The 12908-nt window shown below is 71.1% G+C and carries 16 protein-coding genes; 5 read left to right on the top strand and 11 right to left on the bottom strand.

Annotated features, from left to right (window positions below):
* Window positions 1–17: 17 nt before the first annotated feature.
* From mqnE to ACIGXJ_RS25055, 5 genes are all read right to left on the bottom strand, one after another.
* Window positions 18–1181, bottom strand: coding sequence for an aminofutalosine synthase MqnE (gene mqnE, locus ACIGXJ_RS25075; protein ID WP_399649400.1), 1164 nt, complete (start codon window positions 1179–1181; stop codon window positions 18–20).
* Window positions 1182–1263: 82 nt separating this feature from the next.
* The gene (locus ACIGXJ_RS25070) at window positions 1264–1719 is read right to left on the bottom strand and encodes an Lrp/AsnC family transcriptional regulator (RefSeq protein ID WP_399649397.1); all 456 of its coding nucleotides are present in this window, start codon (window positions 1717–1719) and stop codon (window positions 1264–1266) included.
* A 55-nt stretch (window positions 1720–1774) separates the two neighbouring features.
* Entirely contained in the window at window positions 1775–2446 is a 672-nt protein-coding gene (locus ACIGXJ_RS25065; RefSeq protein WP_399649394.1) for a UbiX family flavin prenyltransferase, read from the bottom strand.
* A gap of 74 nt (window positions 2447–2520) precedes the next feature.
* On the bottom strand, window positions 2521–3423 hold the full coding sequence (gene mqnP / locus ACIGXJ_RS25060) for a menaquinone biosynthesis prenyltransferase MqnP (protein ID WP_399649391.1): 903 nt from the start codon (window positions 3421–3423) through the stop codon (window positions 2521–2523).
* Window positions 3420–4877: a menaquinone biosynthesis decarboxylase gene (locus ACIGXJ_RS25055; RefSeq protein ID WP_399649388.1), complete on the bottom strand. Its 1458-nt coding sequence runs from the start codon at window positions 4875–4877 to the stop codon at window positions 3420–3422. The genes mqnP and ACIGXJ_RS25055 overlap by 4 nt, the downstream gene beginning before the upstream one ends.
* An 85-nt stretch (window positions 4878–4962) precedes the next feature.
* Between ACIGXJ_RS25055 and ACIGXJ_RS25050 the strand changes: the two genes are divergently transcribed.
* Both ACIGXJ_RS25050 and ACIGXJ_RS25045 read left to right on the top strand, forming a co-directional pair.
* Window positions 4963–5277 (top strand): PLD nuclease N-terminal domain-containing protein, encoded by a 315-nt coding sequence (locus ACIGXJ_RS25050; protein WP_399649386.1) that lies wholly within the window; start codon window positions 4963–4965, stop codon window positions 5275–5277.
* Window positions 5278–5288: 11 nt separating this feature from the next.
* On the top strand, window positions 5289–6164 hold the full coding sequence (locus tag ACIGXJ_RS25045) for a LysR family transcriptional regulator (protein WP_399649383.1): 876 nt from the start codon (window positions 5289–5291) through the stop codon (window positions 6162–6164).
* Here ACIGXJ_RS25045 and ACIGXJ_RS25040 read toward each other — a convergent pair.
* From ACIGXJ_RS25040 to ACIGXJ_RS25030, 3 genes are all read right to left on the bottom strand, one after another.
* Window positions 6061–7008 carry a DMT family transporter gene (locus tag ACIGXJ_RS25040; protein ID WP_399649380.1) on the bottom strand — a complete coding sequence of 316 codons (948 nt, stop codon included), beginning with the start codon at window positions 7006–7008 and terminating at the stop codon, window positions 6061–6063. The genes ACIGXJ_RS25045 and ACIGXJ_RS25040 overlap by 104 nt on opposite strands.
* A 92-nt stretch (window positions 7009–7100) precedes the next feature.
* Window positions 7101–7688 (bottom strand): hypothetical protein, encoded by a 588-nt coding sequence (locus ACIGXJ_RS25035; RefSeq protein WP_399649378.1) that lies wholly within the window; start codon window positions 7686–7688, stop codon window positions 7101–7103.
* Window positions 7689–7755: 67 nt separating this feature from the next.
* On the bottom strand, window positions 7756–8358 hold the full coding sequence (locus tag ACIGXJ_RS25030) for a TetR/AcrR family transcriptional regulator (protein WP_399649375.1): 603 nt from the start codon (window positions 8356–8358) through the stop codon (window positions 7756–7758).
* Between the two features lie 89 nt (window positions 8359–8447).
* Between ACIGXJ_RS25030 and ACIGXJ_RS25025 the strand changes: the two genes are divergently transcribed.
* Complete coding sequence (locus ACIGXJ_RS25025) at window positions 8448–9032, top strand: hypothetical protein (protein WP_399649372.1); 585 nt, start codon at window positions 8448–8450, stop codon at window positions 9030–9032.
* Window positions 9029–10870: a protein kinase gene (locus ACIGXJ_RS25020; protein ID WP_399649370.1), complete on the top strand. Its 1842-nt coding sequence runs from the start codon at window positions 9029–9031 to the stop codon at window positions 10868–10870. Before ACIGXJ_RS25025 ends, ACIGXJ_RS25020 begins: the two co-directional genes overlap by 4 nt.
* A 9-nt stretch (window positions 10871–10879) precedes the next feature.
* On the opposite strand, the gene ACIGXJ_RS25015 is transcribed toward ACIGXJ_RS25020, so the two are convergent.
* Both ACIGXJ_RS25015 and ACIGXJ_RS25010 read right to left on the bottom strand, forming a co-directional pair.
* A complete protein-coding gene (locus ACIGXJ_RS25015; protein WP_399650202.1) occupies window positions 10880–11065 on the bottom strand; it encodes a DUF397 domain-containing protein in 186 nt (61 codons plus the stop codon).
* Window positions 10983–11897 (bottom strand): helix-turn-helix domain-containing protein, encoded by a 915-nt coding sequence (locus tag ACIGXJ_RS25010; RefSeq protein WP_399649368.1) that lies wholly within the window; start codon window positions 11895–11897, stop codon window positions 10983–10985. The genes ACIGXJ_RS25015 and ACIGXJ_RS25010 overlap by 83 nt, the downstream gene beginning before the upstream one ends.
* Window positions 11898–12045: 148 nt before the next feature.
* Here ACIGXJ_RS25010 and ACIGXJ_RS25005 point away from each other — a divergent pair, with 148 nt between their 5' ends.
* Complete coding sequence (locus ACIGXJ_RS25005; protein ID WP_399649366.1) at window positions 12046–12507, top strand: nucleoside deaminase; 462 nt, start codon at window positions 12046–12048, stop codon at window positions 12505–12507.
* Here ACIGXJ_RS25005 and ACIGXJ_RS25000 read toward each other — a convergent pair.
* Window positions 12504–12908: an SRPBCC domain-containing protein gene (locus ACIGXJ_RS25000; protein WP_399649363.1), complete on the bottom strand. Its 405-nt coding sequence runs from the start codon at window positions 12906–12908 to the stop codon at window positions 12504–12506. The genes ACIGXJ_RS25005 and ACIGXJ_RS25000 overlap by 4 nt on opposite strands.

Below are 12908 nucleotides of genomic sequence, written 5' to 3'. Positions count from 1 at the left end.
AGCCCTGTCTCATACGATCAGAGCCTCATCGGCTGCGGGGCCTCCCGGCGCGAGGCGTCCGGCCCCTCGAACTCGCGGATGATCTCGTAGCGGGTGTTGCGCTCCACCGGACGGAACCCGGCATCCCGGATCAGGTCCAGCAGATCGTCCCGGGTCAGCTTGTTCGGCGTGCCGTAGTTGTCGGCGTCGTGGGTGATCTTGTACTCGACGACCGAGCCGTCCATGTCGTCCGCGCCGTGCTGGAGGGCGAGCTGCGCGGTCTGCACGCCGTGCATGACCCAGAAGACCTTGACGTGCTGGACGTTGTCGAACAGCAGCCGGGAGACGGCGAAGGTCTTCAGGGCCTCCGCCGGGGTCGCCATGGTGGTGCGCGCCTGGAGGCGGTTGCGGATCTTGCCGTCCTGCATGTCGACGAAGTCGTGCTGGTAGCGCAGCGGGATGAAGACCTGGAAGCCGCCGGTCTCGTCCTGCAGTTCGCGCAGCCGCAGCACGTGGTCGACGCGGTGGCGGGGCTCCTCGATGTGGCCGTAGAGCATCGTGCACGGGGTCTTCAGACCCTTCTCGTGCGCGAGCCGGTGGATACGGGACCAGTCCTCCCAGTGGGTGCGGTGGTCCACGATGTGCTGCCGCACCTCCCAGTCGAAGATCTCCGCGCCGCCGCCGGTGAGGGACTCGAGACCGGCGTCGATCAGCTCGTCGAGGATCTCGGAGGCGGACAGCCCGGAGATCGTCTCGAAGTGGTGGATCTCCGTCGCCGTGAACGCCTTCAGGGAGACGTCCGGCAGGGCGGCCTTCAGCTCGCGCAGGGAGCGGGGGTAGTAGCGCCAGGGCAGGTTGGGGTGCAGGCCGTTGACGATGTGCAGCTCGGTGAGGTTCTCCGACTCCATCGCCTTGGCGAGCTTGACGGCCTCCTCGATGCGCATCGTGTACGCGTCCTTCTCCCCCGGCTTGCGCTGGAAGGAGCAGTACGCGCAGGAGGCCGTGCACACGTTGGTCATGTTCAGGTGCCGGTTGACGTTGAAGTGGACCACGTCACCGTTCTTGCGGGTGCGCACCTCGTGGGCGAGCCCGCCGAGCCAGGCCAGGTCGTCCGACTCGTACAGCGCGATGCCGTCCTCGCGAGTCAGCCGCTCACCGGAGCGGACCTTCTCCTCCAGCTCGCGCTTGAGCCCGACGTCCATGCGTATGCCCTTTCTACGACAGCTCGCCCAACGCTACTCCCCCGGCCTTGGGGCGGGGGGACCCTCATACGGCGCCCCGCGCCTACACCTCTTCCGGAAGCTCCCCGACCCGGTTCTCCCACTTGGTGGAGAGCACGATGGTGGTACGGGTCCGGGACACGCCCCGGGTGCCGCTGAGCCGGCGGATGATCTTCTCCAGCCCGTCCACGTCGCTGGCGCGCACCTTGAGCATGAAGGAGTCGTCACCGGCGATGAACCAGCAGTCCTCGATCTCGGTGAAGTCCTTCAGCCGGCGGGCCACGTCCTCGTGGTCGGCGGCGTCGGAGAGCGAGATGCCGATGAGCGCGGTGACGCCCAGGCCGAGGGAGGCGGAGTCGACCGTCGCCCGGTAGCCGGTGATCACCCCGGCCGCCTCCAGCCGGTTGATGCGGTCGGTGACGCTGGGTCCCGACAGGCCGACGAGGCGTCCCAGCTCCGCGTAGGAGGCCCGGCCGTTCTCCCTCAGGGCCTGGATGAGCTGCCTGTCCACCGCGTCCATGCGATCGAAGCCTTCCGAGATGAAGAGTGATGTGGTCTGAGTGTTCCGATGCCGGTCAGGAGGGGCGGGCCCCGCCCAGCTCGCCCTTCCACCGGCGGTACAGGCCGTGTGCGACGCCCGCCGCGTCCAGGACGCGTCCGGCCACGAAGTCCACCAGGTCCTGGATGTGCGTGGCACCGGCGTAGAAGGCGGGCGAGGCGGGTACGACGGCGGCGCCGGCGTCGTCGAGTGCGACGAGGTGGCGCAGGGTCTGGCCGTTCAGCGGGGTCTCGCGTACGGCCACGACCAGGGGGCGGCGCTCCTTGAGGGAGACGCTCGCCGTGCGCTGGAGCAGGTCCTTGGACAGGCCGAGCGCGACACCCGCGACGCAGGCGGTGGAGGCGGGCACGATGAGCATGCCCTTGGTCGGGTACGAGCCCGAGGAGGGCCCGGCGGCGAGGTCACCGGCGTTCCAGTACCGCACCCCGGACAGGTCGACGTCGAAGCGGTCGGGCTTCCCGTCGGCCCCTCGGGCCAGCCATTCCCGCAGGTCGTCCTGCCAGTGGGCGTCCCGGAAGGAGATCCCCGTCTCGTCCAGCAGCGTGAGCCGCGAGGCCCTGCTGACCACCAGATCGACGCTCTCCCCCGCCTCCAGCAGCCCTCGCAGCACGGCCGCCGCGTAGGGCGTCCCGGACGCCCCGGACACCCCCACGATCCAAGGCCGGCGCTGCGTTTCTCCTGCGTTCACATATTGAGCGTACCGGTGGGACGAGCGGGGCTCAGGCCGGGTGGGGGGTCCAACGCAAGCCGGCCCCGCGGGGACTACAGCGTGAGTCCCCGCACCAGCAGGTCCAGCAGCGCGCAGAGGAACAACGAGATGCCGATGAACCCGTTCGTCGTGAAGAACGCCCTGTTCAAGCGGGACAAGTCGTGCGGCCGGACGATCCTGTGCTCGTAGACGAAGGCGCCCGCCACGATGAGCAGGCCCAGCCAGAAGAAGGCGCCCGCGCCGGTCAGCAGCGCGTACCAGACGAAGAGCGCCGTCGTCACGGCGTGGCAGCCGCGCGCCCCCCAGATCGCCGCGGGCACGCCGAAGCGGGCCGGGACGGAGCCGACGCCGGTCTCGCGGTCGGTGTCGACGTCCTGGCAGGCGTAGATCAGGTCGAAGCCGCCGATCCAGACGCCGACGGCGAGGCCGAGGACCACCGCGTCCCAGGACCAGGAGCCGGTGATGGCCAGCCAGCCGCCTACCGGGCCCATCGCCTGGGCCAGGCCGAGGATGGCCTGGGGGAAGTTGGTGAACCGTTTCCCGTAGGGGTAGACCACCATCGGGATCACCGCGACCGGCGCCAGGGCGAGGCACAGCGGGTTCAGCAGGGCCGCCGCGCCCAGGAAGATCACCACCGCGATCAGCGCGCCCGTCCAGGCGTGCCTCACGCTCATCGCACCGGTCACCAGCTCGCGCTGCGCCGTCCGCGGGTTCCGCGCGTCGATCTCCCGGTCGATGATCCGGTTGACCGCCATCGCGAAGGTCCGCAGGCCCACCATGCAGACGGTGACCAGCAGCAGCCGGCCCCAGTGGACGTTCCGGTCCAGTTCGAACATCGCCGTGAGCGCGGCGATGTAGGCGAAGGGCAGCGCGAACACCGAGTGCTCGATCATCACCAGGCGCAGGAACGCCTTCGTGCGCCCCGGCTGGGGAAGGGCTGCGGACGCGCTGCTCACAGGCCGTACTCCTTCCAACGCCGCGTCACCCGTTCGGCCGTGTCCGGGTCCGACACCACCATCTCCGGCCACCCCCCGTCGCGCGTGTAGCCCTCCTCCGGCCACTTCTTCGTCGCGTCGATGCCCGCCTTGCCGCCCCAGAACTGCTGGTAGGAGGCGTGGTCCAGGTGGTCCACCGGGCCCTCCACCACCGTCAGGTCACGGGCGTAGTCGGTGTTGCCCAGCGCCCGCCAGGCGACCTCGTGCAGGTCGTGGACGTCGCAGTCGGAGTCGACCACCACGATCAGCTTGGTCAGAGACATCATGTGGGCGCCCCAGATGGCGTGCATCACCTTCTGGGCGTGTTTGGGGTACTTCTTGTCGATCGAGACGATCGCGCAGTTGTGGAAGCCTCCCGCCTCGGGCAGGTGGTAGTCCACGATGTCCGGCACGATGATCTTCAGCAGCGGCAGGAAGAAGCGCTCCGTGGCCCGGCCCAGCGGACCGTCCTCCGTCGGGGGGCGGCCGACGACGATCGACTGGAGCAGGGGCCTGCGCCGCATCGTCACGCAGTCGATCGTCAGCGCGGGGAAGGGCTCCTGCGGGGTGTAGAAGCCGGTGTGGTCGCCGAAGGGACCTTCCGGCAGCATCTCGCCGGGCTCCAGCCAGCCCTCCAGCACGACCTCCGCCTGCGCGGGCACCTGGAGCGGGACGGTCTTGCAGTCGACCATCTCGATCCGCTTGCCTGCGACGAACCCGGCGAAGAGGTATTCGTCGATGTCGCCGGGGAGCGGGGCCGTCGAGGCGTACGTCACCGCGGGCGGGCAGCCGAAGGCGATGGCGACCGGGAGGCGCTCACCGCGCCGGGCGGCGACCTGGTAGTGGTTGCGGCTGTCCTTGTGGATCTGCCAGTGCATGCCGATCGTGCGCCTGTCGTGGCGCTGGAGCCGGTACAGACCGAGGTTGCGGATGCCCGTCTCGGGATCCTTGGTGTGGGTCAGGCCCAGGTTGAAGAAGGAGCCGCCGTCCTGCGGCCAGGTGAACAGGGCGGGCAGCCGGTCGAGGTCCACCTCGTCGCCCTTGAGGACGACCTCCTGCACCGGGGCGCTGTCGGACTTCACCTTCTTCGGCGGCACGTGCGCCATCGCGCCCAGCTTGCCGAACGCCTCCCGGACACCGACGAACCCGTGCGGCAGCTCCGGCCTGAGCAGCCCGCCGATCTTGTCGCTGATGTCGTCGTACGACTTCAGGCCCAGGGCCTTCAGCAGGCGGCGGTCGGTGCCGAAGACGTTCATCGCGAGGGGCATCGAGGAGCCCTTCACGTTCTCGAAGAGCAGCGCCGGACCGCCCGCCTTGTTGACCCGGTCGACGATCTCCCCGACCTCCAGGTACGGGTCGACCTCCACCTTGATGCGCTTCAGGTCTCCCTCGCGCTCCAGTGCCCTGAGCAGGGAGCGAAGATCGTCGTAAGCCATGCGGTCAAGTATCCGGCACGCACTACGCTGGGGGCGTCACCGGGGTGCCGCGCCCCGGGGCCGTACTCGCGAGGGGACCGACGACATGCTCCGGGTGCTGATGTTCCTCGTGCCGCTGGCACTGAGCATCTACGCGTTCATCGACTGCATCAGCACGGACGAGAAGGACGTCCGTCACATGCCCAAGCCGCTGTGGGCGATCCTCGTGCTGCTGTTCCCGCTGGTCGGCTCGCTGTCGTGGATCATCGCGGGCAAGCGGCGCAGCCCGGCCGCCGACGGCTGGTCCGGGGTGCGCGGCGGCCGCCCGCAATGGGTGGCGCCCGACGACAACCCCGAGTTCCTGAAGTCCCTCGACGAGGACACCGGGAAGAAGCCGGACGACGACCCCAAGGGCGAGTGAGGGCGGGCGGGATGGAGCTGCGGCTACTGGTGAGCTTCGAGAAGGTCGCCACCGTGCTGAGCTTCACACGCGCGGCGGCCGAGCTGGGCTACGCGCAGTCGAGCGTGACGGCGCAGGTCCGCTCGCTGGAGTCGGCGCTCGGTGCGGAGCTGTTCGACCGGCTCGGCGGGCACATCCGGCTGACGGAGGCGGGGGCGCGCCTGCTGCCGTACGCCCGGCAGATGATCGAGCTGGCCGAGGAGGCCCGGGCGGCCGTGGCGAGCGCGGAGGAGCCGTCGGGCACGCTCACCGTCGGCACGATGGAGTCGCTGACCAACCACCGGCTGCCGCCGCTGCTCGAGTACTTCCACCACCGCTATCCGAAGGTGCGGCTGTCCCTGCGGACGACGATCGGCGACGAGACCCGGCAGGCGCTGCGGCAGGGCACCTACGACGTGGGCTTCCTGATGGAGGAGGAGACCGGGCACCCCGGCCTGGAGAGCGTGGTGCTCACGGTCGAGCCGCTGGCGCTGGTGGCGGCGCCGGGGCATGCGCTGGAGGGCGCCGCGGTGACGCTCGCCGGGCTGCGCGCGCAGTCCCTGCTGGCGACGGAACCGGGGTGCGCCTACCGGGACCTGTTCGAGCGGGAGCTCGGAACGTCCGTGCCGTTCATGGAGTTCGGCACGATCGAGGCCACCAAGCGCGCGGCGGCGGCCGGCCTCGGGGTCGCCCTGCTGCCCGAGATCACGGTCGCCGCCGAACTGGCCGGGGGAAGTCTGGTCCGGCTGGACTGGCAGCCGCCCTTCACGCTTCGCACGCAGCTGGCGTGGCGGTCCGGGAAGCGGCTCGCGGCGCATGCGCGGCTGTTCGTGGAGCAGGCGCGGCGGCTCGTGGCCGAGCAAGGGTGACCTTGAGGCTCGCGGTCACGATCAGCGGGACGCCGAGGGCCTGGACGAGGCCGATGTGGTGGCCGTACACCGCCCAGTCGGCGACCATCGCGACGGCCGGGTAGACGAAGGCCAGCACGGCGATCTTCGAGGTCGGCAGCTCGGCGTAGGCGGCGTACATCAGGACATACATCAGCCCGGTGTGGATGACGCCGAGGCCCACCAGCCAGCCCCAGTCCGCGCCGGTGCCGGCCATCGCGCCGAAGTCGGCGAAGGGCAGCAGCAGGGGGATGCCGACGAGGACCTGCACGAGGGCGATGAGGTGCGGCCGCACCCCGCTGATCCGCTTCGTGACCAGGGTCGACAGCCCGTAGAGGAGCGCGGCGAGCAGGGCCTGTCCGATGCCGAGCAGGTAGCCGCCGCCGCTGGAGAAGTCGCCCGGCGTGATCCCGGAGACGAGGATCAGTCCGGCGAAGGCGAGCCCGGTCCAGCCGACCTTGGCGGCGGTGAGGCGCTCGCGGAACAGCAGCGCGCCCAGCAGGACCACGTAGAACGGCTGCGTGTGGTAGACGACCGTGGCCACGGAGATCGAGGTGTTCTCGTACGACTGGAAGAGCAGGACCCAGTTGAGGACGATGAACACCCCGCCGAGGACGGCGAGCGCGAGGGTGCGGGGCGTGAACCCGTGGTCGCGCAGCCAGCCGCGGGCGAGGACGTAGCCGCCGAGGGCGAGCGCCCCGAACAGCACCCGGAAGAACACGACGTCGAAGGGCGAGGCGCCCGACTCGACGACGAACACGCCGAGGGTGCCGGAGAGCACCATCGCGGCGGTGAGCTGGGCCGTGCCCTTGGTCTGTGAGGTCATGTCCAGGACGCTACGAGCGGGCGTCCGCCGCGGTCCACGCGCTGCTGGGGCGTCCTTCCGATGGGGGCATCGGGTGCGCCGATGGCCGCTGGTCAGTCGAGGGTGGCCTGCTCCACGTGCTCGACGCGGATGTGCTCGGCGCCGAAGGCGTCCTCGATGAGCGGTCGGGCGGTGCCGGGGTCGTCGACGCCGACCCTGACCCATCCGTGCTCGTCGACGCCGACCTCCCGGAGCTGGAAGGTGCCGTCCCAGCGGTTCATGTCCTCCCCGATCCGGCCGGCGAGCGCGTCCAGCTCGGTCCGGCTGGCGCCGGCGGGGTGGAACCGTACGGTGACGCCCTTCTCGGCGATTTCGCAGACGGCGGCGTCGAAGGCGGCGGACGGGATCCGCCACACGTCGGCGGCGCCGTGTTCGTCGTCCACGGCCAGCCCGGTGTAGACGGCGGCGTGCTCGCCCGCGGCCAGCTCGTCGATCCGCGCGAGCGTCCGGTACAGCGGCGTCTCGTCGGTCCCCTCCTCGTCGGCGCCGGAGCCGGGCCGCGCCCCGACGCAGGTCCCGGCCCGCGGTGAACCTTCCGTGTCCACGGAGGCGTGCCCCTGGTCGCTCAGGTCGACGTACAGCGCGATCGCCACGACCGCCGCCGCGGCGGCGGCACCTGCCGCGAGTCTGCGATGGTCCATGAGCCCCTCCTTCACCTACGGCCTTCGGGACTGTGACGCGGGACGGGGGCGAAACGTTGTGCCCGGGTCACTTCGGGTCCGCGGCGACCGATCTCCAGATGCGTTCCGGCAGGAGTCTCGCCGCCTCGTCCAGGGTGATGTCCTCGATGCCGGAGAGCCGGCGGCGGGCGGCGGCGACGATGGGGCCGAGGACGAGGGACTCGACGAGGGGGGGCGGGAGCGGGGCGAGCTCGCCGGTGTCGATGTGGTGCTGGATCCAGAGGGTGAGGGCCGAGATCCGGGCCTCCTGGCTGTCGCGGAGTTCCTGGCCGCGGGCCATGCCCTGCTGGTCGGCGCGGGAGGAGTGCAGGAGCAGGGAGGCCGTGCGGTGCTCCTGGACGAAGGCAAGATAGGCGCGGGTGAGCGCGCGGATGCCCGAGCGGGCGGTGCGGGTGTGCCGGAGAGCCCCGGCCAGCTCGGTGAGCAGCCGGCCCAGCCAGCGCTGGGTGAGCGCGTTGATCAGCCCGTCGATGCTGCCGAAGTGGTGGTACAGGCTGCCGAGGCTGACGCCGCTCGCCTTGGTGATCGCGCTGACGGTGAGGCCCTGCTCGCCGGACTCGGCGTAGACACGCAGCGCCGCGTCCAGGAGCAGCTCGACCGTGGCCTCACCGCGTTGTTGCTTGGGGCTCATGCAGTGCAGCGTAGATCACGGCCTGTTTCTGAAGTGAGTTTCTAGAAAAGCCCTCCAGTGCAGGGCCGCTGTGCCGCAGACTGGCCCGTATGTCCCACAACCCTCGACAGCCGCGCCCCGGCGGGTGCTTGGCCGTCCTCGCGGTCGCCGGAGCCATGGTGCTCGGCGCCGTGCTGTTCAGTCAGGCGAACGACGACGACAGCGGCCGATCGGCGGACTCGACGGTCAGTTCGTCGCCGTACGACACCTACGAGCCGTACGACCCGTCGACGCAGACGCCGGACCCGTACACGAGTGATCCCTACGGGACGGAGGATCCGTACGGTACCGACGACCCCTACGACTCCGGTGACTCAGGCGGCTCCTACGACGGCTCGTACGGCGGCACGCCCACCGAGTCCGAGGAGCCCGATCCCTACACCACCGGCACCTGCCTCAACGGTGAACTGCCCGACTCCACGACCGCGCAGGAGGTCAGCGTCGACGAGGTCGACTGCTCGGCGTCCGACGCGCACTACCAGGTGATCGAGACGATCCCCTTCACCTCCGACATGAGCCGTTGCGAGAGCAACCCGCGCACCGAGTACGCCTACAACTACCGCTACACGCTCAACGGCACCGCCATCAACGAGTACGTGTACTGCCTGATCGGCCTGGGGAGCTACGCCCGATGACCCACGAACTGACGGGCAGCGGGGCCGAACCGCTCCAGGACGGCGACCCGCGGCGCATCGGACCGGTCCCGCTGCTCGGGCGGCTCGGCTCGGGCGGTATGGGCCGGGTGTTCCTCGGCGTCCACGAAGGGCGCTACGCCGCGGTCAAGCAGCTGCTGCCCTCCGTCGTCGGCGAGGACAAGGACTTCGTCCGCCGCTTCGGGCACGAACTGGACAACCTCGCGCGGCTACCCGAGGGCACCACCGCACCCCTGCTCGCCGGGGACCGCGAGGCGCGCCCGCCGTGGTTCGCCACGGCGTACGTCCCCGGGCTGACCCTCCACGAGTGCGTCCAGTCGTACGGCGGTCCGCTGCCGGCCGGGGCGCTGTGGCTGCTGCTGCACGAGGCCGCGTCCGCGCTGGCCCGGGTGCACGAGCGGGATATGGTCCACCGCGACCTCAAGCCGTCCAACGCCATGCTCACCCTCGACGGGGTCACCCTCATCGACTTCGGGGTGGCGCGCGCGGCCGAGCAGAGCCAGCTGACCCGGACCGGGATGGTCGTCGGCACGCCGACCTACATGGCCCCCGAACAGGCCTCGGGGGCACGGGGGTTGACCGGGGCCGTCGACGTCTTCGCCCTCGGGTCCGTCGTCGCCTTCGCCGCGAGCGGGCGGCCGCCCTTCGGCGAGGAGTCCGGGCACGCGGTGCTGTACCGGATCGTGCACGAGGCTCCGGACCTGGCCGCGGTGCGTGCCGTCGATCCGGCGCTGGCCGAGGTCGTCGCGTCCTGCCTGGACAAGGACCCGGAGGGCCGGCCGACCGCCGCGGAGCTGGTGGAGCTGGCCGCGCCGCGGGTGCCGTCCGGCGGGGCGTCCGGGGTGTGGCCGGCGCCGGTGGTGGAGGTGCTGGAGGAGAGGGCGGCGTTCGCGGGCAGGGTGCCGCGGGAGGTGCCCGTCCCGGAGGCCGAGGAGAAGGCGGAGCAGGCCGCTCCTCGTGAACGGCGGCGCCGCACCCGGGTGTTCCTCGCCGTCGTCCCCGTCGTCGTGACCGCGGCGGCGACCGTCGCCGTGCAACTGCTGCCGTACGCCTTCTCGCCGGACGGCGACAAGGGCGCCGAGGCACGTGCCGCCGACCCCGCCGTGACGGCGTCCGTGTCCCCGCCCGGCGGCGGCTCACCGTCCGCGTCGGCGTCGGTCCGCGCCCGGCCGAGCGGACCGGAGTCCGCGTCACCGTCCGCCGGGAAGCGCCCGGCCGAGGGCGGCAAGGACGGTAGGGCGGCGGGCGGTTCGACGGCGACGGGCGCCTCGGGCGCGGGTACCGGCACGGGCAAGGACACGGGCACCGGCTCGGGCGGCACCGACGGCGGTACGACGGGATCCACGGGCACGACGGGATCCACGGGCACGACCGGTACCGGCGGAAGCACCGGCACGACCGGCACGACCGGCTCCGGCGGCACCCCCACCCGGACCCCCGGCACCCAGGCCCCGCCCTCCGCCTCCGGCACCCACCGCTACCGCAACGGCGACACCGGTGTCTGCCTGAGCCAGGTCTACGGGGCGGCCGGCCGCGGCGAGTGTTCCGGCTCGGCCGTCTACTGGACCGTGCAGAGCGCCTCCGGCGGCTTCCGGCTGGTCAACCAGCAGTCCGGCGGCTGCCTCTACGCCAACATGCTCGGCCAGGCCGTCTTCGTCGGCACCTGCGACGGATCGTCCTCCCAGCTGTGGCGCGGCGGCTCCAGCGGCAGCCTCGTCAGCGTCTCCAACGGCGGCTGCCTGGACCTGGGGATCGGCCAGACCGATGTGGTCACCTCGACCTGCCGGGGGGAGGCGTCGCAGAGCTGGGCGGCGCAGTGAGGTCCCGCCTCAGCAGGGGTGCGCGCCGGTGCGGGTGGCCAGGGCCAGGCCACCCGTGAAGGCAGCCCAGGCGGAGGAGCCGATCAGCAGGATCGGCCCGGGGTTCTTGCTGTCACGCACGGGGACGACGGGGCCGAACCCGGGGGCGACTTCGAGGCAGTTGCCGCCGTTGGCGTCGCTGTGGCTGCTCTTGATCCAGGTGGCCTGAGCGAGCTCGTGCCTGTTCATGCTGCTCGTACCCTTCCATCACGTCGCTGATCAGAGCGGCGGACTGAGGGGCTGACGGAGCGTCCGCCCTGAGCACATCATAGGTCTGCATGTGCTGGCGGTAGACGGTCGGATCGTCGTCGAAATGAGCCCAGTCGAGCGCTTCCGAGTACACCCACTGATGTCCGTCGGGCAGCCTGATCAGGGACATGGAACCGCTGGGACGAGCCAGGCCGAAGAGTCCGGAAGGCGCGAGCTGGATACGGATGTTGGGGCGTCGGCCGACATACAGAAGGTGCGCGCACTGGTCCCGCATGACGGCAGGGCTCGCCACCGCGTTGCGCAGACAGCTCTCGTCCAGGACAGCCATGTACAGCGGGCCGCCCTCGGCCAGGAAGCGCTGCTGGCGGCTCATCCTCGCCCGGACTCGCTCCTCCAGCTCCTCACCACTCACCAGCCGTGAGAACAGCGCCCGCGCGTAGTCCTCCGTCTGCAGCAGACCGGGCACCACACGCTCCTGGTACTCCCAGAGCGCCACCGCCTCCTCATCCATCTCGGCCCGCCTCCTGAACCAGTCCGGATGCTCGACCTGCTGGTACCAGTCGACCCTCCCCCACACCCTCTCCAACGCCCCGCCCGTCAGCAGGACTTCGTCGCACGACTTTGCGAACGCATGTTGCGGGACCCTCGCCCCCGCTTCGACGCGGGCCACGTACGACCGGTCGCAGTGGATCTCGCGGGCCAGTGCCTCCTGGGTGAAGCGCGCGGACTCGCGGAAGTGGCGCAGGAGTTCCCCGAACAGCACGGCATTACTGGTCACAGGCCGACCCCTCCGTGACAGCGACCCGGTGGCACGCGATGAACCTCGGGGCGGACCGTACCACTGGGCGACGCCTGATATACCCAGAGTTACGCAAGGCGCACCACTCGTACACCGCTTGTTCGCCCGTCGCGGAGGAGAGCACCCGATGAAGACCCTGGACCGGGCCACGGCCCGCGCCTGGCTCGGCACCGCTCTGGAGGAGGCCCGCGCCGGGCTGGCGGAGGGCGGCATCCCGATCGGGGCCGCGCTCTACGGGCCCGACGGCTCGCTGCTCGGGCGGGGGCGCAACCGCCGGGTGCAGGACGGCGACCCGTCCCTGCACGCGGAGACCGCGGCCTTCCGGGCGGCCGGGCGGCAGCGGTCGTACCGCGGGACGACGATGGTGACGACCCTCTCCCCCTGCTGGTACTGCTCGGGGCTGGTGCGCCAGTTCGGGATCTCGCGGGTGGTGGTCGGGGAGGCGCGGACCTTCCACGGCGGGCACGACTGGCTCGCGGAGCACGGTGTGGAGATCGTGCTGCTGGACGACGCCGAGTGCGCGGGGCTCATGCGCGACTTCGTCGCCCGGTGTCCCGCGCTGTGGAACGAGGACATCGGGGAGGACTAGCCCTCCAGGAAAGCGATCAGCCGTTCGAAACGGTGGCGCCAGCCCCGCTCCGTCTCGCCCTCGCCCTGGAACTCGTGCGTGAAGCGCAGCGCGCTCCCCGACTCACCGTCGCGCTCCAGGTGGAAGCGCAGGCGGCCGCCGTCCTCGACGGTGTACTCGGCGACCCGGTCCACGTCCCACGCGGTGACCCGCCCGGCGCCCAGCCCGCGCAGCGTCACCGCTCCGCCGAGCCGGGGCTCCACCTGCGCCGGGGTCAGCCAGCCCGCGAGCCCCTCCGGCGTGGACAGCGCGGGCCAGACCGACTCCATGGGCAGGGGAAGCCGCACCAGGAAATGCAGGATGTGCGTGTTCCCGTGGGTCTGGCTGGTGCCCTGCTCTATGACTCCGGTCTTTCCGGTCAT

It is taken from the genome of Streptomyces sp. NPDC053367 (assembly GCF_044545925.1).
GTDB lineage: Bacteria > Actinomycetota > Actinomycetes > Streptomycetales > Streptomycetaceae > Streptomyces.
Note: the sequence above shows the minus strand (reverse complement) of the source record. Positions and strands in the feature narration are given on the sequence as shown.

Bases quoted from the DNA above. Each gene is read 5' to 3' on its own strand.
- mqnE (WP_399649400.1), bottom strand. From the start codon at position 1,181: ATGGACGTCGGGCTCAAGCGCGAGCTGGAGGAGAAGGTCCGCTCCGGT.
- ACIGXJ_RS25070 (WP_399649397.1), bottom strand. From the start codon at position 1,719: ATGGACGCGGTGGACAGGCAGCTCATCCAGGCCCTGAGGGAGAACGGC.
- ACIGXJ_RS25055 (WP_399649388.1), bottom strand. From the start codon at position 4,877: ATGGCTTACGACGATCTTCGCTCCCTGCTCAGGGCACTGGAGCGCGAG.
- ACIGXJ_RS25050 (WP_399649386.1), top strand. From the start codon at position 4,963: ATGCTCCGGGTGCTGATGTTCCTCGTGCCGCTGGCACTGAGCATCTAC.
- ACIGXJ_RS25045 (WP_399649383.1), top strand. From the start codon at position 5,289: ATGGAGCTGCGGCTACTGGTGAGCTTCGAGAAGGTCGCCACCGTGCTG.
- ACIGXJ_RS25040 (WP_399649380.1), bottom strand. From the start codon at position 7,008: ATGACCTCACAGACCAAGGGCACGGCCCAGCTCACCGCCGCGATGGTG.
- ACIGXJ_RS25035 (WP_399649378.1), bottom strand. From the start codon at position 7,688: ATGGACCATCGCAGACTCGCGGCAGGTGCCGCCGCCGCGGCGGCGGTC.
- ACIGXJ_RS25030 (WP_399649375.1), bottom strand. From the start codon at position 8,358: ATGAGCCCCAAGCAACAACGCGGTGAGGCCACGGTCGAGCTGCTCCTG.
- ACIGXJ_RS25025 (WP_399649372.1), top strand. From the start codon at position 8,448: ATGTCCCACAACCCTCGACAGCCGCGCCCCGGCGGGTGCTTGGCCGTC.
- ACIGXJ_RS25020 (WP_399649370.1), top strand. From the start codon at position 9,029: ATGACCCACGAACTGACGGGCAGCGGGGCCGAACCGCTCCAGGACGGC.
- ACIGXJ_RS25005 (WP_399649366.1), top strand. From the start codon at position 12,046: ATGAAGACCCTGGACCGGGCCACGGCCCGCGCCTGGCTCGGCACCGCT.
- ACIGXJ_RS25000 (WP_399649363.1), bottom strand. From the start codon at position 12,908: ATGACCGGAAAGACCGGAGTCATAGAGCAGGGCACCAGCCAGACCCAC.